This is a genomic window from Reichenbachiella sp., from assembly GCF_965233835.1.
In the GTDB taxonomy this organism is placed as follows: Bacteria; Bacteroidota; Bacteroidia; order Cytophagales; family Cyclobacteriaceae; genus Reichenbachiella.
The window spans coordinates 4,766,206-4,789,011 of sequence record NZ_OZ247585.1 but is presented as its reverse complement, the minus strand read 5'-3'; the positions used below and the strand labels follow the sequence as shown (position 1 = coordinate 4,789,011).

The 22,806-nt window shown below is 39.1% G+C and carries 24 protein-coding genes; 8 read left to right on the top strand and 16 right to left on the bottom strand.

What is annotated here, in order from left to right; all coding sequences use genetic code 11:
* Window position 1: 1 nt before the first annotated feature.
* Together ACO6S2_RS20325 and ACO6S2_RS20320 are read right to left on the bottom strand one after the other, a co-directional pair.
* Window positions 2-1,105, bottom strand: a complete 1,104-nt coding sequence (locus ACO6S2_RS20325; protein WP_422360394.1) for an adenylate/guanylate cyclase domain-containing protein — start codon at window positions 1,103-1,105, stop codon at window positions 2-4.
* Window positions 1,102-2,007 (bottom strand): 1-aminocyclopropane-1-carboxylate deaminase/D-cysteine desulfhydrase, encoded by a 906-nt coding sequence (locus tag ACO6S2_RS20320; RefSeq protein WP_422360393.1) that lies wholly within the window; start codon window positions 2,005-2,007, stop codon window positions 1,102-1,104. The genes ACO6S2_RS20325 and ACO6S2_RS20320 overlap by 4 nt, the downstream gene beginning before the upstream one ends.
* A gap of 151 nt (window positions 2,008-2,158) precedes the next feature.
* Between ACO6S2_RS20320 and ACO6S2_RS20315 the strand changes: the two genes are divergently transcribed.
* Window positions 2,159-3,085 (top strand): TerB family tellurite resistance protein, encoded by a 927-nt coding sequence (locus ACO6S2_RS20315; RefSeq protein WP_422360392.1) that lies wholly within the window; start codon window positions 2,159-2,161, stop codon window positions 3,083-3,085.
* On the opposite strand, the gene ACO6S2_RS20310 is transcribed toward ACO6S2_RS20315, so the two are convergent.
* From ACO6S2_RS20310 to ACO6S2_RS20300, 3 genes are read right to left on the bottom strand one after another with little or no spacing between them, the layout of a single operon-like run.
* Window positions 3,086-3,532 (bottom strand): response regulator, encoded by a 447-nt coding sequence (locus ACO6S2_RS20310; protein ID WP_422360391.1) that lies wholly within the window; start codon window positions 3,530-3,532, stop codon window positions 3,086-3,088.
* A 6-nt stretch (window positions 3,533-3,538) separates the two neighbouring features.
* Window positions 3,539-4,483, bottom strand: coding sequence for a sensor histidine kinase (locus ACO6S2_RS20305; protein WP_422360390.1), 945 nt, complete (start codon window positions 4,481-4,483; stop codon window positions 3,539-3,541).
* 35 nt (window positions 4,484-4,518) lie between these two features.
* A complete protein-coding gene (locus ACO6S2_RS20300; protein ID WP_422360389.1) occupies window positions 4,519-5,061 on the bottom strand; it encodes a TerB family tellurite resistance protein in 543 nt (180 codons plus the stop codon).
* 81 nt (window positions 5,062-5,142) lie between these two features.
* On the opposite strand from ACO6S2_RS20300, the gene ACO6S2_RS20295 reads away from it, so the two are divergent.
* Window positions 5,143-6,162 carry an RluA family pseudouridine synthase gene (locus ACO6S2_RS20295; protein ID WP_422360388.1) on the top strand — a complete coding sequence of 340 codons (1,020 nt, stop codon included), beginning with the start codon at window positions 5,143-5,145 and terminating at the stop codon, window positions 6,160-6,162.
* Window positions 6,163-7,404, top strand: coding sequence for a lysophospholipid acyltransferase family protein (locus tag ACO6S2_RS20290; protein ID WP_422360387.1), 1,242 nt, complete (start codon window positions 6,163-6,165; stop codon window positions 7,402-7,404).
* On the opposite strand, the gene prmC is transcribed toward ACO6S2_RS20290, so the two are convergent.
* Complete coding sequence (gene prmC, locus ACO6S2_RS20285; protein ID WP_422360386.1) at window positions 7,387-8,241, bottom strand: peptide chain release factor N(5)-glutamine methyltransferase; 855 nt, start codon at window positions 8,239-8,241, stop codon at window positions 7,387-7,389. The genes ACO6S2_RS20290 and prmC overlap by 18 nt on opposite strands.
* Window positions 8,242-8,339: 98 nt before the next feature.
* On the opposite strand from prmC, the gene ribD reads away from it, so the two are divergent.
* The gene (gene ribD, locus ACO6S2_RS20280) at window positions 8,340-9,371 is read left to right on the top strand and encodes a bifunctional diaminohydroxyphosphoribosylaminopyrimidine deaminase/5-amino-6-(5-phosphoribosylamino)uracil reductase RibD (protein ID WP_422360385.1); all 1,032 of its coding nucleotides are present in this window, start codon (window positions 8,340-8,342) and stop codon (window positions 9,369-9,371) included.
* A gap of 56 nt (window positions 9,372-9,427) precedes the next feature.
* Here the strand turns inward: ribD and ACO6S2_RS20275 are convergent, their stop codons facing one another.
* Window positions 9,428-11,773 carry a ribonucleoside-diphosphate reductase subunit alpha gene (locus tag ACO6S2_RS20275; protein ID WP_422360384.1) on the bottom strand — a complete coding sequence of 782 codons (2,346 nt, stop codon included), beginning with the start codon at window positions 11,771-11,773 and terminating at the stop codon, window positions 9,428-9,430.
* Between the two features lie 47 nt (window positions 11,774-11,820).
* The gene (locus ACO6S2_RS20270) at window positions 11,821-12,798 is read right to left on the bottom strand and encodes a ribonucleoside-diphosphate reductase small subunit (RefSeq protein WP_422362459.1); all 978 of its coding nucleotides are present in this window, start codon (window positions 12,796-12,798) and stop codon (window positions 11,821-11,823) included.
* Between the two features lie 466 nt (window positions 12,799-13,264).
* Here ACO6S2_RS20270 and rplU point away from each other — a divergent pair, with 466 nt between their 5' ends.
* Together rplU and rpmA are read left to right on the top strand one after the other, a co-directional pair.
* A complete protein-coding gene (gene rplU / locus ACO6S2_RS20265; RefSeq protein WP_422360383.1) occupies window positions 13,265-13,573 on the top strand; it encodes a 50S ribosomal protein L21 in 309 nt (102 codons plus the stop codon).
* Window positions 13,574-13,582: 9 nt separating this feature from the next.
* Window positions 13,583-13,849, top strand: a complete 267-nt coding sequence (gene rpmA / locus ACO6S2_RS20260; protein WP_422360382.1) for a 50S ribosomal protein L27 — start codon at window positions 13,583-13,585, stop codon at window positions 13,847-13,849.
* Between the two features lie 92 nt (window positions 13,850-13,941).
* On the opposite strand, the gene ACO6S2_RS20255 is transcribed toward rpmA, so the two are convergent.
* The gene (locus tag ACO6S2_RS20255) at window positions 13,942-14,787 is read right to left on the bottom strand and encodes a dienelactone hydrolase family protein (protein ID WP_422360381.1); all 846 of its coding nucleotides are present in this window, start codon (window positions 14,785-14,787) and stop codon (window positions 13,942-13,944) included.
* A gap of 14 nt (window positions 14,788-14,801) precedes the next feature.
* Window positions 14,802-15,728, bottom strand: coding sequence for a hypothetical protein (locus ACO6S2_RS20250; RefSeq protein WP_422360380.1), 927 nt, complete (start codon window positions 15,726-15,728; stop codon window positions 14,802-14,804).
* Between the two features lie 391 nt (window positions 15,729-16,119).
* On the opposite strand from ACO6S2_RS20250, the gene ACO6S2_RS20245 reads away from it, so the two are divergent.
* The gene (locus tag ACO6S2_RS20245) at window positions 16,120-17,130 is read left to right on the top strand and encodes a tetratricopeptide repeat protein (RefSeq protein ID WP_422360379.1); all 1,011 of its coding nucleotides are present in this window, start codon (window positions 16,120-16,122) and stop codon (window positions 17,128-17,130) included.
* Here the strand turns inward: ACO6S2_RS20245 and ACO6S2_RS20240 are convergent.
* The 4 genes from ACO6S2_RS20240 to ACO6S2_RS20225 form a co-directional block, all read right to left on the bottom strand.
* Window positions 17,127-18,224, bottom strand: coding sequence for a 2Fe-2S iron-sulfur cluster-binding protein (locus tag ACO6S2_RS20240; RefSeq protein ID WP_422360378.1), 1,098 nt, complete (start codon window positions 18,222-18,224; stop codon window positions 17,127-17,129). The two genes, ACO6S2_RS20245 and ACO6S2_RS20240, sit on opposite strands and share 4 nt — an antisense overlap.
* 272 nt (window positions 18,225-18,496) lie before the next feature.
* Window positions 18,497-19,282, bottom strand: a complete 786-nt coding sequence (locus tag ACO6S2_RS20235; RefSeq protein WP_422360377.1) for an inositol monophosphatase family protein — start codon at window positions 19,280-19,282, stop codon at window positions 18,497-18,499.
* Entirely contained in the window at window positions 19,279-19,956 is a 678-nt protein-coding gene (gene rsmI, locus ACO6S2_RS20230; protein WP_422360376.1) for a 16S rRNA (cytidine(1402)-2'-O)-methyltransferase, read from the bottom strand. The genes ACO6S2_RS20235 and rsmI overlap by 4 nt, the downstream gene beginning before the upstream one ends.
* Window positions 19,956-20,189 (bottom strand): 4a-hydroxytetrahydrobiopterin dehydratase, encoded by a 234-nt coding sequence (locus tag ACO6S2_RS20225; RefSeq protein ID WP_422360375.1) that lies wholly within the window; start codon window positions 20,187-20,189, stop codon window positions 19,956-19,958. Before ACO6S2_RS20225 ends, rsmI begins: the two co-directional genes overlap by 1 nt.
* Window positions 20,190-20,288: 99 nt before the next feature.
* Between ACO6S2_RS20225 and ACO6S2_RS20220 the strand changes: the two genes are divergently transcribed.
* A complete protein-coding gene (locus ACO6S2_RS20220) occupies window positions 20,289-20,963 on the top strand; it encodes a DUF6962 family protein (protein WP_422360374.1) in 675 nt (224 codons plus the stop codon).
* Here ACO6S2_RS20220 and ACO6S2_RS20215 read toward each other — a convergent pair whose 3' ends face one another.
* Together ACO6S2_RS20215 and ACO6S2_RS20210 are read right to left on the bottom strand one after the other, a co-directional pair.
* The gene (locus ACO6S2_RS20215) at window positions 20,964-22,286 is read right to left on the bottom strand and encodes a TRAP transporter large permease (protein ID WP_422360373.1); all 1,323 of its coding nucleotides are present in this window, start codon (window positions 22,284-22,286) and stop codon (window positions 20,964-20,966) included.
* Window positions 22,283-22,789, bottom strand: coding sequence for a TRAP transporter small permease subunit (locus tag ACO6S2_RS20210; protein ID WP_422360372.1), 507 nt, complete (start codon window positions 22,787-22,789; stop codon window positions 22,283-22,285). The genes ACO6S2_RS20215 and ACO6S2_RS20210 overlap by 4 nt, the downstream gene beginning before the upstream one ends.
* Window positions 22,790-22,806 lie beyond the last annotated feature (17 nt).

Sequence of the window (22,806 nt, the reverse complement as noted above, 5' to 3'; positions counted from 1 at the left end):
TTTATGCTTGGTCTACCGCGTAGATATTAATTGCCCTTTCTTTTCCTTTTAGGGCTACCTCACCCAACAATTCTTGTTTAAAGAGATTTAAATTTTTGATTTGTTCAGCGAAAACCTCAGAGACCAATAAATTTTTTCCGAGCTCATTACATTTATCTTGAATCCTGGATCCAGTATTGAGTACATCTCCATGATAGGCAATGTCTCGTTTGATGTATCCTACCTCTGCGGCAGTCACGGCACCTTCGTTGATACCAGCCTTAAACTCAGGAACGAAACCAAACTCTTTTTCGAACTTGTCGGCTTTAGAGGCTAGTGTTTTTTGAAAAGCAAAGAACAGTTCGATGCTTAGCTTACGGGCTTCAAGATCTGAAGAATCCCAAGTCAGTACCGCTTCATCTCCCACATATTGGTAAATCTGTGCGTTGTGATCAAAAACAATTTCATTCAGATAGAGAAAACATTTTTGTATCAGATTAGAATATCTGATATGTCCTAACTTTTCGGCGTAGGCAGTAGAGTCTTTTAAGTCAAGAAACATGAAAATCCTATGTTCAATAACAGGCTTGTGATATTTGCCCATAAACATATGCCAGAGATTTCCAGGGCCGTACTTTTTACTGACCTCTAGAATAAAGTTGATGATGATAGTGAATAAGGTAAGGAAAGTACCAAAAGCAGCGTAAAAGGTCCAACTAGAAAAGGTCAGAATGATGTCTTTTACTCCACGGACCGGCGTAACATCCAAGGTAAGTAGTACGGCAAATACAATGAAAAATGTAAGGATAAAGCCTATGAGGTAAAGCGTGGTTTTTATAAACATTATGCGACCAAACGACTTGTTTCTGATACTAGTATTCTCAGTCAGCCAATAGACAAAATAAAATACAGAACCAAAAAGAAAACCAAATAGCACACCTTCCACATACTGAAACCCAGAAGAGAAATATTCAATGAATTTTTGATTTTCGGTGGTTGGGAATATTTCTAAAAACCGAAACTGGAGGTCTTGAAAAAACATACCTATCGCAGTAATACATAGCGAAGCAATGATCCATGCAATGACCACAAATAACCAATCCCTTGAGTTTTTTTTCCATTTCATGTTTTGAGCAAATCGTTGTGTTGGTTGTTGAACCCTTCAATACCTTGTAATCCTCCTGTGTGTACGCAAATAAGCTTGCTGCCACTGGGGAATTTATCTTTTTTCAACAAATCTATTAGCCCATACATCATTTTTCCGGTATAGATAGGATCCAAAGGAATTTGAGTCTCAAGGTAGAACTGATTTATAAATTTAATAAGATGACTATCGAACTTAGCATAACCCCCAAAGTGGTAGTCATGAATGAGCTCCCAAGATGAATCAATTGTAGACAATTCAGAAATCATATCGTTTAGGTATGATTCACCTTTTAGACTACTAATTCCTATGGCTCGTTGATGGCCTTGGAGACCATTAATAATTCCGGACAAAGTGCCTCCTGTACCTACTGGACACAGGATTGCATCAAAGTCATCAGTAATTTCATCGATCAGTTCTTGTACACCTTTTAGAGCTAAGGGATTAGTTCCTCCTTCTGGAATAACAAAGGCTTGATACTTTTCCCCTAATGCCCGCACCCAGGTTTCATCATTTCGATTCTGATAGGTCTTTCTAGATATAAATTGAAGATCCATCCCGTTGGTGGCTGCTTGCTGTAGGGTGGTATTTGAATTGGCATTTAATTCGTCCCCCCTAATGATCCCAATAGACTTAAAGCCGAATCTTCTACAGGCAGCGGCAGTGGCAGCAATGTGATTAGAATAGGCCCCGCCGAATGTAAGTATCGTACCATATCCTTGAGAATTAGCTTCTAAAAGATTGTATTTGAGTTTGCGCCATTTGTTACCCGAAATTTGGGTATCAATTAGGTCCTCTCGCTTTATGAAGACATCCACTTTTTTCTCAGAAAAAATAGGCAGGTGGATTTGCTCTAGAGGTGTAGGGCTATCTAATTCAAACATGACTCAAATGTAATATGCATTAAGGAAAGGCAGTATTTGAATGAACAACGGATGATATTTTTTATTAATTTGTAGAACCAATTCAAATGAGTCTTTTGGAGATTGGAAAACCAGCAAACTAACCGAGTTTTAAACGCATTGTAATTCTTATATGGCTGAGACACTGACCAGATCGATTGAATCTCAAATAGAGCACACCAAAAGTGAGCGAAGAAAAAACAGATTAAATGCCTATGAGTTAGGTACCGAACTTCTGTTCAAATCTAAAAAAGACCTGGATGAACTAAAGGATATGATTGGAGCGGAGGATGTCCGATACCAGTCTATTGCTAATTTGTTGGCCGCCGAGGTGTTGCAATGTGGCATTGATTATTTCAAGGCGATGAAGGATAACTCAGATTTTTCTGAAGCCAGCTCATTAGAAATTCTAAATAGTGCCAAGGAAATTTCTACGGATACCCAGATCCAGAAACGAATTCAAGATAACATTGAAGGAATAGGTGATTGGGTAAGCAATCAGGCACTAAGAGATAGCCAGAATAACATATATGACTTCAATAAAATTTTATTGAAAACAGCCTTCTCTTTTATGACCTGTGATGGTCATATTGCACCTAACGAAGTAGCATTGATCAGAAAAATGGCTGAAGAGGATCATGCTTTTGGCGATATTGATATTGATACTGAGTTGGACTTCCTGATCGAGGTAATCAACACTATGGGTATGGGCTTCCTAAAAGATTATTTCAAGGTGTTAAAAAATGCTCAGCTGAAACAAGAACAGGAACTCAAGCTTGTCGATATGGCTGTTAATACACTCTATGCGGACGGTAAGGTGGATTACAATGAAGTTAAATTTTTTAGAATCTTCAGGTCATTACTAAGTGTAACAGACAAGCAAATCACTGAATTAAACCCAAATTTACCAGACGAGTTTATAGAGAGTGACATATTTAGCCACTCTTATCTTGGTCAACTGTTTGATGATTACTTTGAAAAGGCAGAGATTCCTACTTTTGAGAAGTTATCGGAGCAAAAGAGGACTGCCTATGTCGATCCAGAAAAATATAAGGATTAATTAAGACTTCATCTGTTCACCAAAGTGCTTTTCTACGATATCCAAAAGGTGTTCTTTCGTGATAGGTTTGGTGATAAAGTCCGATACATCATGATATTTCTCAGCCTTATCTTTATCCAATTTGTTGAGCGAGCTGGTTAGCATGGAGATGACGATTCCACCTCTCAAATCTTTTGGCAGTACTTTGTAGGCATCCAAGAACTCAAATCCATTCATTACAGGCATATTGATATCCAAAAGAATCAATTCAGGTTTGGGGTAGGTGGTGCCATTGGAAGCAAACTCTCCTTTATTTTCTATGTAATCCAAGGCCATTTTCCCATTATGGCACTCATGAATTTGCCCCTTGAAATTACATACATCGGTGAGCAGGTGCTGCTGAAGAAAAAGGGAAGTAGGATCGTCGTCTACTAATAGAATATTCGATATTACGTTGATGTCAATCATTATTTATTAAGTGGTAATCGGTAAGTGGATAGTAAATATAGTGCCTTCGTTAGGAATACTTTTAACTTCTATGTTACCATTATTTTTTTCAATTTGTTCTTTTACTAGGTAAAGCCCAATTCCTGACCCTTGAACTTTAGAATTATCACTAAATCGCTCAAATAGAGTGAACATTTTGTCCCCATGAATCTCTAAATCAATACCAGAACCATTATCCTCGAAAGTTATTTCGACTTGATCGAGATTCTGTTTTGAAGTAATGTTTACCTCAGGGGCTCGATCAGGGTGCGCATATTTTATGGCGTTGGACATCAGGTTTTTCAAAATACTGTTGATATATGCTTCAGAGCCGTAGACCTGAGGTGCCTCGAGAAATATTGCGTTTATTTTGGCCTCAGATTTTTCAATTTCATTGGCCAGTTCTTGTCTCACATTGTTTACTATTTGCTCGAGATCACATTCCTTTTTCTCCAGCTCACCAGACTTTTCATGTTTCAAAAGAGTCATAAAGTCTTCGAAAGTAAGAAGCCACGTATCTATGGATCCGTGAATTCTGCTCATGATTTCAGTCTTCTTATCTTCAGGCAGTTGGCTTGTTCTCAAGATTTCAGAAAGATTTTTAATATTGAGTGCTGGGCCTCTTAGGTCATGGGTTATTTTATAGGTAAGTGTATCCAGAGATTCATTTATCTTTCTAAGGCGACTATTGATATTGTTCTTTTTTTGGTGTGTAGCACCCAACAGGTATCCAGCAACTCCTAATACCAATGGAGCCGTATCGACTACATAGTGAATAACATTCTGCTGATGGAGTAGCAAAATATTAGATAATGAAAAGTCTATATTATTTAACCACGCATCTATAAACTGAGAAAATACAGGAAAGGAAAGTCCAAATAAGACTCCACCGATCGTGTATTTTGCATGCACAGAGAGGGCTTTCTTTTCCATCGCTCCATTGATAAGTATGCTGGATAGGAAGCTTACTATGCGTCCTTATCTCCAAAATCTACTGAATCAGAAATATCATTGACCTGCGACAAGTCAAACATTGGAAGTGTGCTTTCTTTGAAGTAGTTGCTATAGAGTTCCTTGATGTAGATATCAGTGAAAGCATCTTTATGGATAAAGTTCTTTCCTATTTTTGGAAATTTGTCCAGAATTTTTTGATCTGGGGATTTTAGGGCTGTTCTAAGAATTTTAAGAAAATTGATTTCCTCTCTTTTCACTTTGTCATCTGCGGTGATTGTCTGGATAGCAGATTCAAGAAGCAGCAATTCTTGTTCTTCAGTCAAAGTGGAATTGTTCAATTTTTTGAAGTAGTCATCAAAAAAGTCCAAACCTTTTAGGTTGATAAGCTCTATCATCTGATTGAGTTCCTGGTCAATATCGATACCGGTAAGATCAACCTTCTCTTTGGCTAATTGCTTAAGAAATTCAACCTCTTTTGGAGAAATATGACCATCACAGGTCATAAATGAGAAAACTGTCTTAAGGAGAAGTTTGGCGAAATCTGATTGATTTGTCATTTGAATTACATTTTAATGTTGCTGCCTTTGCTGCTTTAAGATAATCAAAATATCTAAAACTAATACTTACCTTTGCCGACTATGCAAGAGGAATCATTAGAAGAAGATTTATACGAACATCATAGAATAGTAGCCGATCCAGGGCAAGAAATTTTGCGATTGGATAAATTTCTAATGGATCGTTTGCCGAATGTGACCCGAAATAAACTACAAGCCGGTATAAAGGATGGTTTTATCAAAGTCAATGACAAAGAAATCAAACCAAACTACAAAGTGCACCCAGGAGACGTGATAGTTGTAGCCTTACCGGAACCTCCTAAGGATACGGATATCGTTCCAGAAGATATTGATATCAATATCATATTTGAAGATGATGATTTGCTTGTGGTAAACAAAGAGCCAGGGATGGTGGTACACCCAGCTTATCAAAATTGGTCTGGAACTTTAGTGAATGCTTTAGCTTATCACTTTAAGAATTTGCCCACCATGCCGAACAATGATGGTAGACCAGGCCTTGTTCATCGCATAGACAAGGATACTTCAGGTCTTTTGGTTATCGCAAAAAGTGAAAAAGCCATGACCAGTCTGGCTAAACAGTTTTTTGACCATAGTATTGAAAGAACCTATTACTCCTTGGTTTGGGGAGAACCTGTAGAAGACAAGGGTACCATTGATGTTAACTTGGGTAGAAGTTTAAAAGACCGAAGAGTAACGGCCGCTTTTCCTGAAAATGACCATGGGCGAAAGGCCATTACACACTATGAAGTCATCAAAAGACTACGATATGTATCTTTGATTAAATGTAATTTGGAAACAGGCCGAACGCATCAGATTCGTGCCCACATGAAGCACATAGGTCATCCACTTTTTAATGATGTTACTTATGGAGGAGATAAAATATTAAAGGGCACTACATTTAGTAAATACAAGCAGTTTGTTGAAAACTGTTTTAAAATTATTCCAAGACAAGCCCTGCATGCGAAGTCATTAGGATTCGTCCACCCGACCACCAATAAATTTGTTCAATTCGACTCTGAGTTGCCCCAAGATCTCCAGGAGGTGATCGCGAAGTGGGAGCACTATGTCAATCACATAGATTAAATGATTGTAATTAAGTATCTCTGGTATTATTCTTTTTGGTTTATTGTAAGAATCGGTTTACGTCTGTATTACAGCAAGGTGAAAGTAACTGGTTTAGAAAACATTCCTAAAAACACGCCAATCATCTTTGGCTCTAATCATGAAAATGCTTTCATTGATGCCCTACTGATCACTACAAGTAACACAAGGTTTGATCACTACTTAGTACGAGCTGGAGTGTTCAATAACCCCATAGCCAAAGCGTTTTTCAATTCTTTGAACCTGATGCCAGTGTATAGAGCACAAGATGGCGTTAATCCATTGGAAGCCAACAAGCAGATTTTTAAAGCTTGTTTTGAAGCATTAGCCAAGAAGTATGCGGTTATGCTTTTTCCGGAAGGGGAGCATAATTTGAGAAGGCATAGAAGAGTGCTAAAAAAAGGAATTAGTCGAATTGCTCTGGGTGCTGTAAATTTTGAAGGAGGAGCTCAGGAGGTATCAGTTGTGCCTGTGGGTGTTAATTATTCGGACCACTTAGGGTTTAGGTCTACTGTCCATATCGTTTTTGGAAAACCCATTATAGTAAAGAAGCAAGAGGAAAATGCAGAAAATTATAATAAGCTAACAGCCCAATTTGCCGAAGCTTTGAGTCAGGTGCACGTCTCATTGGATAGAAAGGAATATGTTGGACTGGATGCGATTTTCTTCCATGATCAAAAAGCCCATGAATTGATCAATCCGGAGAGAATCAATGAAGCTGCTCGAAAACTATCTGGCAAAACTGATGATATTCATGAAATTGCTGAGCAAAAAAATGATCTGGAAGAGAAGGGAATGTCCTTTCCATTTAGGCCAGTAACCCCGGGTGAAAAATTAGCGATGTTGCTTTTGGCTCCTTTGGCGTTGATTGGATTGTTAGTCAATCTTCCGGTGCTATTACCTGTGTATCTTTTTGTGAAAACTAGGGTAAAAGAAGCTGAATTTGTGGCTTCTCTAAAATTTGGATTTTCCCTACTAGGGTTCTGCATTTGGTGGTGGCACTTATCGGGCTGGGCTTATGATTATACTTCTCAATGGCCAGTTGCTGTGTTGAGTATAGGAGTCTCTTTCATCAGTTTAGTTTCTCTCAATGGGTTCATTAGAAAATGGAAAAGGTTCCAATTAACTCGTTTGCTTTCATCCGATGAAGAAGTAAAAAGTATGTATTTGTCTTTTGTTGAAAAGGTGGATGAAATAAGAAATGGATTATTCCCAAATCGCTGAGGCAAATCTTTGCTTGCCATGCAAGTCTTTGTAAATCTTTGGTTCATTATAGCTGTGGTGTTGAAAGAGCAATAGCGTTTCCTTACCAAATTGCTCATTGATTTCGAAAAACAGAACGCCACCTCTTTTTAGTGCTTTTTTGGCTTTCTCTATAATGGTCTTATAAAAAATCAAAGGGTTTTCGTCTGGAACAAATAGTGCCAGAGCAGGCTCAAAGTCCAATACATTCTTTTTCATTTGCTGCTTTTCCTGGTCCATCACATACGGCGGGTTGCTTACTATCAAATCCAATTCTTTATGTGGAATTTCATCTTCGAGAATATCAAGTGGAGAGAAAACGGCATTCGCATTTAGCTTCGAAGCATTGTGCTGAGCTATTTGGAGGGCTTCCGGACTGATATCATACCCTACAATTTGAGAACCTTCTATGGATAACGCTAGTGAGCAGGCAATACAGCCTGAGCCAGTTCCTATATCAGCCATTTTAGGTTTTTCCCAGTTCTTGTAATTACCGATGATTTGGATAAGTAACTCTGTTTCCTGACGAGGAATTAAAACATTTTTGTCGACGTAAAAAGTATTGCCGTAAAATTCTGCTTCCTTAAAAATATGTTGGATAGGTTCATTTTTGAGTAATCTTTGAACGATTAACTCAAAGTTTTTTAGTTGAAGAGCATCAGGATAATACGGATCATTCACGATGATACTGGTCTTCGAAATATTGAATATTTTTTCTAAAATGATATATGACAAAGCCTGACTTTCCTGAAGTCCAAATATCGGATTGAGAAGAGTAATAGTGTTTTGAAAAGTGTGTTTAGGAAAGTATTCCTCCATCAAACAAAAATAATTAAACGGTGTAAATTTGGTCGTGCTTAATTAGAGAAAGGAAGCCTGCTTCATGACTAATTTTGAAATTTTAATACCAGATAAGAATGAGTAAATCGCAAGACGAGATATACATGCAGCGAGCATTGGAATTAGCCGAACAGGGGCTGGGCGCAGTGAGCCCAAACCCCATGGTAGGCTGTGTAATTGTACATGATGATGCCATAATAGGAGAAGGTTGGCATGAAAGATATGGAGAGGCTCATGCAGAGGTCAATGCGATCAACAAGGTTAAAAATAAAAGGCTGCTGAAGGAATCAACTGCATACGTTACGTTGGAGCCTTGTGCCCATTTTGGAAAAACGCCACCATGTGCAGATTTGCTTATCAAGCATCAAATTAAGCGAGTTGTCATTTGTAATCAGGATAGTTTTCCATTGGTGAATGGTGGAGGAATTGCTAAGTTGATGGAGGCAGGGATTCAAGTAGAAGTAGGTGTGCTTTCCGAAGAGGGAAGAAAACTCAACAAACGGTTTTTCACAAAAGTGGAAAAACAAAGGCCTTATGTAATACTGAAATGGGCCCAAACAGCTGATGGCTTTGTCGCCAGAGAAAACTACGATTCTAAATGGATTAGCGGGGAGCAATCAAGAAAACTGGTGCACAAATGGCGTGCTGAGGAGGATGCCATATGGGTTGGCACCAATACGGCCAAACATGATAATCCTAAATTAAATGTAAGAGATTGGGAAGGAGATGACCCTATCAGGTTGGTTATTGATAAAAACTTAGTCCTGAGCCAGAATTTGCATTTATTTGATCAGGAGATTCCCACCATTTGTTACAATCTTAAAAAAGAAGGAAAAGACGAGAATTTGGAGTGGGTGAAAGTTAGAAATGAGAAGCTGCTCGACGACATCTTCTTTGATATGAGACAGCGTGGCATCCAATCTGTATTTGTGGAAGGGGGAGCACATTTGCTTCAATCAATCATAGATCAGGGATTGTGGGATGAGGCTAGGATCTTCTCGAGTAAGACACGGTTTGAAAATGGCATTCCAGCTCCTGATTTGAGGCATGTTGCCCAAGAAACGCTTCAAATTGAAAATGATCGATTAGAGACTTTTTATAACAAATAAAAAAAGCCTTTCTGATCAATTTCAGAAAGGCTTTTGATTAGTTGTTTTTTATTCGATCAACTACCGCATCCTACGCACTCGAATTGTGAGTTAGCTTCACCTTCTTTGTCGTTAGCAGGAATGAAGTTTGTGTTTTCCTCTTTCGATACGGTAAACTTGATCGCATCAGCAGCGGCTTTAGTTCTCAAGTAGTACATGCCAGTTTTCAATCCTTTCTCCCATGCGTAGAAGTGCATCGAGGTCATCTTACCGAAGTTAGGCTCTTGCAAGTGGATGTTTAAGCTCTGGCTTTGGCAGATGTAAGCGCCTCTGTCCGCTGACATGTCGATGATCGACTTTTGAGAAATTTCCCAAACTGTTTTGTAGAGATCTTTAATGTTTTGCGGAATCTCAGGAATGTTTTGGATAGATCCATTTGCAGTCATGATTCTATTTTTCATGCTGTCATCCCAAAGGTTCAAAGCAATCAAATCGTTCATCAAGTGCTTGTTTACCACGATGAACTCACCTGAAAGTACTCTTCTGGTATAGATGTTAGAAGTGTATGGTTCGAAGCATTCGTTGTTGCCCAAGATCTGAGAAGTAGAAGCAGTTGGCATTGGAGCCAAAAGCAATGAATTTCTTACGCCATGTTTTTTCACTTCTTTCTTCAGGCTTGTCCAATCCCATCTTTCGGAAGGAGTAACATTCCACATGTCATATTGGAAGATACCTTTTGATACCGGAGATCCTTTGAACGTCTCATAAGCACCATCAACTTTAGCTATATCTTTTGAAGCAGTCATCGAAGCGAAATAGATAGTCTCAAAAATTTCACTGTTCAACTGTCTGGCTTCCGGTGAGTCAAAGGGCATTTTCATTTGAATGAAAGTATCTGCCAATCCCTGAACTCCGATACCGATAGGACGGTGTCTCATGTTCGAGTTTTTAGCCTCCGGAACTGGGTAGTAATTGACATCAATTACTTTATTCAAGTTCTTTGTGATCACATAAGTGATATCGTAAAGCTTTTGGTGATCGAACATGCCATCTTCTGTAATGTACATTGGCAAGGCAATAGAAGCCAAGTTACAAACTGCTACTTCATCAGGAGAAGTGTACTCCATGATTTCCGTACATAAGTTGGATGACTTAATCGTACCTAAGTTTTTCTGATTCGATTTCTTGTTGGCCGAATCCTTGAAAAGCATGTAAGGTGTGCCAGTTTCTATCTGAGATTCGAGCACTTCAAACCACAAGTCTTGTGCCTTGATAGTTTTTCTGCCTTTTCCTTCAGATTCGTATCTTTCGTACAGCTTCTCGAATTCGTCTCCGTAGGCATCAGCCAATCCCGGACATTCGTTTGGACACATTAATGTCCAGTCGCCGTTTTCTTTTACTCGTTTCATGAATAAGTCAGGCACCCATAGTGCATAGAACAAGTCTCTTGCTCTCATTTCTTCCTTACCATGATTCTTTTTCAAATCAAGGAATTCGAAGATATCCGCATGCCAAGGCTCAAGATAGATAGCAAAGCTACCTTTTCTTTTTCCACCGCCCTGATCTACATATCGAGCAGTCATATCGAAGTTTCTCAACATCGGTACGATACCATTTGATACGCCGTTAGTTCCTTTGATGTAAGATCCTGTAGCTCTTACATTGTGGATGCTTAGTCCAATACCGCCAGCTGATTGAGAGATTTTAGCTGTTTGCTTCAATGTATCGTATATCCCATCGATACTATCATCCTTCATAGTCAGAAGGAAACATGAAGATAACTGTGGTTTTGGAGTCCCTGCGTTAAATAGTGTTGGAGTTGCATGCGTAAACCATTTTTCTGAGAGTAGGTTGTACGTTTCGATTGCTGCCTCAATGTCTTCTTTGTGAATACCAATAGCCACACGCATCAACATGTGTTGTGGTCTTTCCACAATTTGCCCATCCAATTTCATCAAATACGAACGCTCCAAGGTTTTGAACCCGAAGTAATCGTAGCTAAAGTCTCTGTCATAAATGATAGAAGAATCTAGTAGCGCCGCATTTTTCTTGATAATACCATATACATCAGTGGCTAGGAGCGAAGCATTCTCTCCTGTCTTTGGATCGATGTATGTGTAAAGCCTTTTCATCGTGTTAGAGAAAGACTTACTCGTTGTCTTGTGCAGGTTAGAAATAGCAATTCTAGCTGCGAGTTTAGCAAAGTCAGGGTGAACAGTGGTCAACGAAGCAGCAGTTTCAGCAGCAAGGTTGTCCAACTCTACAGTAGTTACTCCATCATAAATTCCAGAAATCACCTTTTTGGCGATATCGACTGGCTCAATGAAGTTGGTATTTAGTCCGTAGCAGAGTTTTTCTATTCTGGCGGTGACTTTGTCGAATTTGACGGATTCTCTCCTTCCGTCTCTTTTAAGTACTAACATAAGGCAAACAGGTTATAAGTATTAGGGATATATACGTATATAATATTTTAAAAATCTTCGTCTAAACTAAATTTAACTGAGTCGTCATTTGCATCTTTCATGACTCCCGCCTTTTGATACTCAGCTACTCTCTTTTCAAAGAAGTTGGTTTTCCCTTGCAGGGAAATCATTTCCATAAAGTCAAATGGGTTTGTCGCATTATATTGCTTAGAGCAGCCAAGCTCAAGCAATAGTCTATCAGCTACAAACTCAATATACTGACACATCAACTCTGCATTCATTCCAATCAGCTTCACTGGAATAGCGTCTGTTACAAATTCTTTTTCTATTTCTACTGCGTCTATAATGATCTTCTCCACTGTCTCTGTAGAGAGCTTATTCACTAAGTGATCGTTATATAATAAACATGCAAAATCACAGTGCAGGCCTTCGTCTCTTGAAATTAATTCGTTAGAGAAGGTAAGTCCTGGCATCAAGCCTCGCTTCTTCAACCAGAAGATAGAGCAGAAGCTGCCTGAGAAGAAGATTCCCTCTACTGCAGCGAATGCAATCAGTCTTTCGGCAAAAGATCCATTGTCGATCCATCTCAAAGCCCAGTCTGCTTTCTTTTTAACGCATGGAATTGTTTCTACCGCGTGGAATAATTTATCTTTCTCTTTATTGTCCTTTACATAAGTATCAATCAATAAGGAATAGGTTTCTGAGTGAATGTTTTCGATGGCAATTTGGAAGCCGTAGAAGAATTTAGCTTCTGTGTATTGAACCTCTGCAACGAAGTTCTCTGCTAGGTTTTCATTTACTATGCCATCACTCGCAGCAAAGAAGGCTAATACATGAGTAATAAAATGACGCTCGCCGTCATTTAAGTTCTCCCAATCTTTTAGGTCTTGACTGAGATCAATTTCTTCAGCAGTCCAAAAGCTTGCTTCCGCCTTTTTATAGAATTGCCAGATGTCATCTTTTTCGATGGGAAATAGTACAAACCTGTCCTTATTCTCTCTAAGTATAGGTTCGTCCTGTGAGATGTCTTTTGCCATTTTTCTTTACTTCATTTCTTTTTGAAAAGGACAAATAATAGTCGTGACTAATGATACTGAAGCCAGTCATTATTCGCCTTTTTCGTGTCCTACACGAGGTAGGACGGTGGTGTTCATTTCTCTATTGGATTACTTGTTCGTTAGTGTGTCGAGTCCTTTGAACAAGCAGTACAAATATGAAAAAAAGAAGGTAAAAAGACAAGGCCGAAATGGCCCTCAAAACATGATTCTTGACGCGATAAAAAAAACATTTAAATGATTGAAATATAGCGTGTTGAAAGCCTTGATTTTAAACCATAACTTCTATTCATTTGCGCTTGAATCGGGGATGCAAAAAAGATGAATTTTTTTTTATTTTTTTATATCGACTAAAATGCTATTGAAAGGGTTTGATTTCTCTTAGATAAATTTTACTTTTGCAAACCAATTTTTAAAACTGGATTTATTACAAATTATGTACGCAATAGTTGATATAGCCGGTAAGCAGTTCAAAGTAACGCAAGATCAGTATGTTTACACTCCTCGTTTGGAGGGTGAAGCTGGCGCTTCCGTAGAGTTTGACCGTGTATTGTTGATTGACAACAATGGTAAGGTCAAAGTAGGTGCCCCAACAGTGAAGGGCGCTAAGGTTTCAGGAAAAATCCTTGCTCAGGAGAAAGATGACAAAGTACTTGTCTTCAAGAAAAAGAGAAGAAAAGGATACAAGGTGAAAAATGGCCACAGACAGTCATTAACTAAAGTTTTAATCGAAAATATTAAATAATATAATACCATGGCACATAAGAAAGGAGCAGGTAGTTCGAAAAACGGAAGAGAATCCCATAGTAAACGATTGGGTGTGAAGATATTTGGTGGACAAGACATTGTTGCTGGAAATATCATCGTAAGACAAAGAGGAACGCAACACCATCCAGGAGAAAATGTTGGAATGGGAAAAGACCACACTTTGTTCGCATTGACCGACGGTGTAGTTGAGTTCAAAAAAGGAAGACAAAACAGATCTTTCGTATCAGTAGTTACTCCTGACGCGAAGGCTTAATTAGTCTGTTTAGAATATAAAAAAGCCATCCTGTCCCGATAGTTATCGAGGACGGGATGGCTTTTCTTGTTTTCAAATAGTGCACCTTTGGTTTATGGCTTTTCAAATGAATAGAGCCAATCATAGATACTTTCATCAAATGGATCGTATGCTGGGTCGGTTGTGCCTTGCCCACTTCCATTATATGTCCTAGCCCAAGAATTGTGTCCAACATGTGGGTATATTGAAAGTTTAGCTTCAGTAGAAGGATTGGCTGAATTGATTGCATTAATCATTTGAATTGACGAGGTGTGAGAAATTATGGCATCCGCTTTGCCGTGAAATGCCCATACACCGATATTTTTGAACTTATCGGCATCCGACTGATTTCCCCATCCTGCAATTGGAACTATTGCAACCGCATAACTAGCTTCTGCTTTGTCTCCAATGTAATTGAAGCAACCATTAGCTCCCATGCTAAAGCCTGTCATATAAATACGCTTGGTATCAATTTGCAGTTTGTCGATGAGATAACCAATAAACTCGTGAAGGAGATCGGTATCCCAGGGCGTGGAAGATTGGGGTGACGCAACTAATATCGGTTGAGAGGGTGCCCACAGCCCTTTATCAATCAAATGCGGAGGTCCATCATATAATAATTGTTTTAGTACTTCAGGGTTAGTTGCACTATTGCCTCGCGCACCTCCTCCATGCAAATGAATAAGTAATGGGTATATTTCAGACGCCGTACTATCATATACATCAGGTGTATATAAATAAAACCCAAATGGGGCAGCAGTAGATTGATTTAGAAATGCTACCTGTTTTCCTGGTTCTGCTACAAATGGAGTTAGAGTAGTGGCTTGTTGCGATTCATGCTTTTGAGGAAGTAAAGAATCTTCGTCGTCGCACGCCCATAAGAGCATTAGCAAGAAAATAAGTCCGTATTGGAGTATCATGATTTTAAAACAAACTAAACGACATCTTCCTCTAATTTACTCAAGTCAAATTCCTTCAGGAACTTTTGCGCTTCATTCACATTTTGAAATTCAAAATTTTTGATCTCACCGCCGGATGTGTGTATATCTACTTTTACAAGTACTACTCTGGGACCGTCGTTCAGCGGATCTTCTACAAACTGAGTTGTTTCCGTCAGTTTGAAGTCGCTGGCTGATTTTTGTTTTGAAAGTTTTACGGTTCTTCTTTTAATGCGCTTGCAGTAGGAGCATTTGTAATGCTTAATTAATTCACCTTCTTGGTTTTCAGTAACTTCTTGAGTGATCTCTTCTTTTTCGAGCCTCAAAGTTTGGAACCCACAGCGATCACACTCCATAGCATGCAGTCGGCCTTCGTATTTTTCAATATGGGTATCGCCGGTTTCCACATCAATCCAAACATCATAGTCTACAGAAAATACATCTTCTTCAGCTTGCATGCCTTCATCCAAATAAGCATCTTCTTCCTCTTCGCTCAACAGCTTCATGGTGTTACCTGTTTTGGGATTCACTCTGGGTTCGTACCTATAAACTTTTAGCCTCTTGGCTTGTTGAGTCGGGTAATAAAATTTTAGCATAAGTAAAGCCACATATCCATAAAGTACACCGATACATAAAGAGATGAATAATCGAATCCAAAACCATAAGAAAGAATGATTCAGGCCTTCGGCTTCATAGGTATTGCAGATGAAAAATATAGCAGCAGCTATAGAAAAGTGTGCGCTTAGCAAAAAACCATATTCTTTTTTACTCACCAAGTCGTACTTGTCCTTGAATGTTTTGGTACTTGCAAGCTTTATTTTGTAATAGGTAAATATGATAATTCCAATACCAAGAAAGACTGGTGAAAGAATATACATGGCCGTTCCCCATGTAGATAAAAAATTTACAATTGATTCACTCATTATTGATTTAGTGTTAGTTGATTTAAATAGTTAAGTCTTTGTTCTCTGTAGAATTAATGTTGCACAGGCTATACATCTAAAGATAGAAAAAATTATATGCCGTTAATATTCTGTTTGCTTGATTTTAACATCATAGAAGGTGTGAACCTTTATAAGTTCAATAAATTATTTGGTTTAATGATGGAATAATTGTTTTGAGTTGTTTTAAAAGAAGAGGATTAATTGAAGAAATAAGAAATTAATTTTTTTCAATTAGTCAAATCCATAATGTTATTTTTAGCATTATAAGATTGTTAGGTTAGATTTGATTGTGAAATAATCGAACTGGACAAGTATAGAATTCTTGTTGGTTTTGTTTGTATTATTTCAAGAATGTTAAGTGATTAAAACGGTGAAGCAAAAAATCATAGGTATTGTTCTATTACTATGCTGTTTGGGTAGTTGTATTCAAATAGAAAACACAAAAGATACACAGGTCAAAAAATCTATTGTATCTGATGTGTCGAATTTGGGAGCCGAGGTAGTAGAAGAAACAGAGCATGAGACGGTTTCACTCCTTGGTCAAAAGCTGTATCCACCGGATCTTCCAGAAAGCGTTGAGAAGAAGCGGCAAGCGCTATTAGTTACAGCGGAAGAGAATTTTAGTAACAACCCTGATAGTCTTGATGATATCATTTGGTACGGAAGAAGGCTGTCTTACCTCTATCAGTATAAATATGCCATTCAGATTTACACTTTAGGCTTGAATAAGTTTCCCGAGTCCTACAAGCTATATAGACACAGAGGACATCGGTATCTGTCCATTAGACAGTTTGATAAGGCAATTCAAGATTTAGAACGGGCCGTTTTTTATTCAAGGAATGTCCCAATTGAAATGGAAGCTGATGGGTTGCCTAATAGAAGAAACATTCCAAGAAATTCTGTTCAATTCAATATTTGGTATCATTTGGGGTTGGCTTATTACATGAAAGGAAACTATGACAAATCTGTATCTGCTTATAAAAAGTGCATTTCAATCGCAGATAATGATGATATGCTTGTGTCAGCAACGGACTGGTTATTTATGACTTATAGAAAGTTGGGCAATACTGAGGCTGCTCAAGCTTTGTTAGAACCCATAAAAGCCAAAATGAATGTGATTGAAAATTACGCATATCACAATAGACTCCTATTGTATAAGGGCTTAAAAGAGCCAGAGCAGTTGTTTGATGTGAAAGCTGACAAAGATGTATCCATCGATGATATTACTCTAGGCTATGGAGTTGGCAACTGGTACTATTATAATGGTGATGCTGAACGTGCTGTGGGCATTTTTAACCAAATTATGGACAGTCCTTATTGGATGGCCTTTGGTTACATCGCAGCAGAAGTAGAGCTCTCTAACTTAAATACTGGTTCTTAACCGATTTCCACTTTTACATCATCACTTTCTGGGTGACCAACACAAAGAAGCACGTATCCTTCTGATTTTTCCTCATCAGACAGTCCGTCGTCTTCGTCCATTTTGATGGTTCCTTGCAGGCACTTACCTCTACAGGCTGTGCAGAGCCCACTTTGACAGGAGTAAGGCATATCTATGTTGCGATCCAAGCCAGCTTCGAGGATGGTTTTATTCGCAGGTACTTCGTAGGTGTATTCCTCACCTTCTAATAAGATGGTTACTTCTTTGGCTCCGTTGGCATCAGCGATGATGGCACTAGGAGAAGTATTGCCAGCAACGAAGCTCTCCTTAAATTTTTTGTCTTCTGGTATTTTAAGTTCTTCCAGTGTTTCCCATACAATGTTCATCAGAGGCTCTGGTCCACAGGTCATGAAAGAGAAATCTGAATACTCCTCACCTTTCAATTCAGTAATAATTTCAGAGATCTTTTCTTTAGTCATGTACCCCACATGTCCCGACCATTCAGCAGGAGGAGTTTCTAAAAAATGAACAACATCCAATCTTTCCTTGTATTCTTCCTGAAGAGATTCTATAACACTTTTGAAAATGATTGAATCAATATCCCGATTGGCATATACAAGCGAAACTCTACTTTCTGTTTCATTTTTCAGCAATGACTTAGCAATAGACATCAATGGTGTAACTCCACTACCTCCCCCAAAAAGGAATACTTGTTTTTTGTTAGAAGGAGCGATATCCAAAACGAATGAACCCATAGGTTCCATGATTTGAATTACATCCCCCGTTTTTACTTCGGTATTGATATAATTGGACATGATGCCACCATCTACAGCTTTTACCGTTACCGCTGGCAGTTCTCCAAGAGATGGTGCGCTGCACAATGAGTAAGCTCTTCTCACTTTTTTTCCGTTAATGGTCAGAATCAAAGTGATGAATTGACCAGGTTGATAGCTAAGATCACCATTTTCAGGCTGTTCGAATACCAAAGTAACCGCGTCATTGGTTTCCTTAACCACTTCCTTTACTGTCAAGTTGATGTATCTTGAATCAGTATTTTCCTTCTTCTTTTTTTTCTTAAAAAAACCAAAAGCCATTTTATATATTTTTAAGGGTCAACGCCCTGTGTTTGTAATCGTAATTTTGTGGGGCAAAATTAAGTGCTATTTGGCTGTTGCCAAAATCATTTGATAGACTTAATTGATGAGTTCATTTGAATAGTTTCTGACTTGGAAATCTCACAGGCTCCGCAGCCTTTTGCACAACCGACTTTTGCGGTAAACTCCTGGTAAATTTTTCTAACAACAAAAAAAGTTGCCAGGCCGAAAAGCATCCAAATCAATAATTCCTGTACCATTTGATGGCAAAATTACCAGTGCTTTTTGATAATCGCTAGCATTTCTGCATGTATCGTATTAGCAGCCAGAATTTCTCGACCGAAGAGGTAATTGTCACCACCAGAAAAATCAGTTACCTTACCCCCTGCTTCTTCTACAATCAAAGCCCCTGCTGCTATATCCCATGGGTTTAGATTGTACTCAAAATAGCCTTCGTATCGACCAAGTCCCACGTATACCAAATCAATGGCCGCACTGCCTAGCCTTCTCAATCCGTGTGCATTTTGCATTAGTTCATTTAAGATAGATTGGTATTCCGGCATTCTATCAAAGTCGTAGTAGGGAAATCCTGTGGCAAGCAAACTGTCTCCGAGCGTCGGTAGTTTAGAGACCTGTATTGATTTATCATTACACGAGGCACCTCCATTTTTGTAAGCATGGAAGCAGTCGTCTCGGCCAATGTCATATACCACGCCCGATACAATTTCTTTTCCTTTGGATAAGGCGATACTAGTAGAATAAATTGGTAGCCCATGGATAAAATTTGTGGTACCGTCCAATGGGTCGATAATCCACTTATATTCAGTTTCTGATTCCTTTTCGGTACCCTCCTCTGTGATGAACCCGGCTTCAGGCAGAATCTGTTTGAGCTGCGCTACCATTTTTTTCTCGGCTTCCTTATCTACATAAGAGACCAAGTCGTTTTTGCCTTTGAGCTCTACGTCTTCGTAGTCAAAACTTTCCGCTTCTTTTTTTATAAATGCTCCACATTCTAGGGATAGGTCTACGACTTGTTTGGTAATGTTTTTCAGATTCATTTTCCTGCAATTATCACTACTATTTCTCCTTTTATTTTTTGTTCTCCAAAGTGGTCGATGATTTCCTGAATAGTACCATTCACGGTTTCTTCATATAATTTAGTCAATTCTCTAGACACTGAGGCCTGTCGTTCAAAACCGAGGGTCTCACCAAATTGCTTGAGTGCTTTTACCAGACGGTGAGGTGACTCGTAAAAGATCATCGTCCTCGTTTCTTCAACCAAAGCTTGCAGGCGAGTGTGTCTTCCCTTTTTTTGTGGCAAAAAACCTTCGAATACGAATCGGTCACTTGGCAAGCCAGAGGCAACCAATGCAGGAACAAATGCGGTAGCTCCAGGTAGGCATTCCAATTTGACATCAGCTTTTAGGCACTCACGTACTAATAGAAAGCCTGGGTCACTGATAGCAGGAGTACCCGCATCTGAGACCAGAGCCATAGTTTTTCCTGTCTTCAGCTCCTCGACTAGCTTGTCGATCAGTTTGTGTTCATTATGGATGTGATAGCTTTTGAGTTGGCTTTTAATGTCGTAGTGCTTGAGTAATGTGCCTGTGGTTCGAGTATCTTCGGCTAGAATGATGTCCACAGTTTTTAATACCTCTAAAGCGCGTAAAGTGATGTCTGCCAAATTTCCGATGGGTGTGGGGACAAGATATAGAGAAGCGTTAAATTCCATTAGTTGAGCAAGGAGTCTATAGTTTGCGCTAGTTTTCGATCTTTTTCAGTCACAATATTTCCTGCATCATGGGTCGATAGTGTGATAGTTACTTGATTGTAAACATTAGACCAGTTGGGATGATGATTCATTTTTTCTGCTTCAATTGCCACTTTGGTCATAAAGCCAAAGGCCTCAGTAAAATTCTTGAACTTAAAAGTTCTTGTTAGGGTGTCGTTTTCTTCTTGCCACATAGTCGTAAAAATAGGTAGATACTAGCCTAAAGTTATAAACTTTGAGAAAGTTCATGGGAATGAAGCCTGAAGTCTTTCCGGCTTTGTTATCATTGCGAGATGCAAGAAGTCCCTACTATAGAACTGCTCGGTCTACAGGTAACTGAGCCCATGACATGGATTACCAATTGGATGGTAGCTTTTGCCTGTTTTGTTTTTGGCCATAGGCTGTTTTATGACGATCGTGCAGACCTCTCACAGAAGTTTTGGGCACTATTTTTCTTATTTATGGGCATAGCTTCTATAACTGGTGGGACAGCTCATGGATTTATCCACTATGTGGGTCATAAATTTCATCATGCGGCTTGGCTCCTAAGTGGCATTTCTATTTTTTGTGCACAGCTAGCCGTACTGCCTTTGATAGAGAATCCTAAAATCAAATCCTTCGTTAGAATTTTCTGCTATACACAGCTGATGGTTATGTCGGCGTCAGTGCTAATCTTTCAACATTTTTCTAGTGTGTTAATTGATTCTATTGTTGGTTTGATAGGGGTGGTTATTCCTGTGTCGTTGGCTCACTATGCGAGATATAAGGACAAAAGATCTGCATTAGTTATTATAGGAGTACTTACTAATTTGATACCAGCCATTATTCACCTGTTGAAGATTTCCATCAATGAATGGTTCAACTTCAACGACATTAGTCATGTAGTCATGATTGGGTGTTTTTATGTGATGTACAAAGCGGCCAGGACTGATGTCAACCCAGCGCCGGTTGAGATAGTGAATGCCTAACTAATCTTTCAACAACTCTGGCAACCAACTTACCATCTCTGGAAAAAGAATAACTGCTACAAGTAGTAATATTTGGATTGCTACAAAAGGAATAATTCCCCTATATAGATGACTGGTTTTAATCTCTGGTGGCGCTACACCTTTGAGGTAGAATAGGGAAAATCCAAAAGGTGGTGTAAGGAAACTGGTCTGCAGATTGAGTGCAATCAATATGCCGATCCAAATTAAATCCACACCCATGGCAGCAAAGATAGGTGCGGCAACAGGCACGATAATGAAAATGATTTCAATGAAATCGATAAAGAAACCCGCCACAAAAACTACTAATAGCACTACGGCTAGAAACAAATGAGGAGAGAGCCCTCCTTGCGTGATAAGGTCGGAAAGTAGACGATCTCCGCCCATTGCACGAAACACTAAAGAAAATGAGGTGGCTCCTACTAAAATCATAAATACCATACAAGTAAGAAATGTTGTGTCTCGCATCACTTCTTTCAGAATTGAGATATTGAGTTTTTTTTGAATAGCTGTTAGGACAATGGCACCGATCGCACCAACAGCTGCTGCTTCAGTAGGAGAGGCTATTCCAGCGAAAATGGACCCTAGTACCAAAAGAATGAGCATAAATGGAAGCACAAAGGCAACCACTATTCTTTTCCAGGCTCCATCTGACCAAAAGTTTTGACGCTCCTCTGCACTGATGCTTGGGGCTGATTCTGGCTTGATATAAGAAACTGCTATGATATAAATGATATAAAGCCCTACAAGGACCACACCTGGTACGATGGCAGCCGTGAAGAGGTCTCCTACTGAAACATTCAGTACAGTGCCCAAAAGGACTAGTACAACAGAAGGAGGAATGATTTGCCCCAAAGTACCAGACGAGGCGATGGTGCCCGTGGCTAAAGTTGGGGAATAACCTCGTTTGAGCATGGTAGGCAAGCTGATCATGCCCATGGTGATGACCGTAGCTCCTACGATACCCGTGGATGCTGCTAGCATACCTCCAACAATCACCACTGAGACAGCCAGTCCACCTTTCATTTTGCCAAATAGACTGGCCATGGTATTGAGTAGACTTTCAGCTAATCCGGATTTTTCAAGCATTATGCCCATAAATACAAAGAGCGGAACAGCGATCAGTACGAAGTTGTGCATGGTGCCATAAATCCGCAGAGAAAGCAGGTAGAAAAAGTCGATATCATAAATCAGCACACCTGCCAAGATTGAAAGTCCGCCGAGCGTAAATGCCACTGGATATCCGAAAAGGATCAGAACAAAGACCAGGGTGAAGAGTAAAAGAGGTAAATATTCTGAAATCATCTATTTGTTGAATTGAGTAGATGAGATAAAGAATTAAGCCCTTCTGAAATGGCTTGAACCAACAGTAAAGTTGCTCCAAGTGGTATGGTCGATTTGATAACAAATCGATGAGGTAAACCGCCTGGCTCGGGACTGGATTCAGCAATTTTCCAGGCATCTAGAGCAAATGGAATTGAAGTTTGAATGACGACTAAACAGAATGGAATAAGGAAAATGAGTGTGCCAATCAAATTGACCCATGCCTTTTTGTTTTCACTAAACCTAGAATAGAAAACGTCAACACGAACGTGCTTGTTATGCTTAAGTGCATAGGCCGATCCAAGCAAAAACAAAGTAGCAAAGAGATGCCATTCGAGTTCCTGGTTGGCTGAGCTGCTCCAGCTGAAAGCATATCTTAAGACTACATCCAGACCTATCAATATGACCAGTAAGAGGCTGAGCCATGAGACTAGTCGTCCTGTTTTTTCAGTGAACTGATTGATATGTTGAATAAACTTATTCATGGAAATTCAGCTCGCAA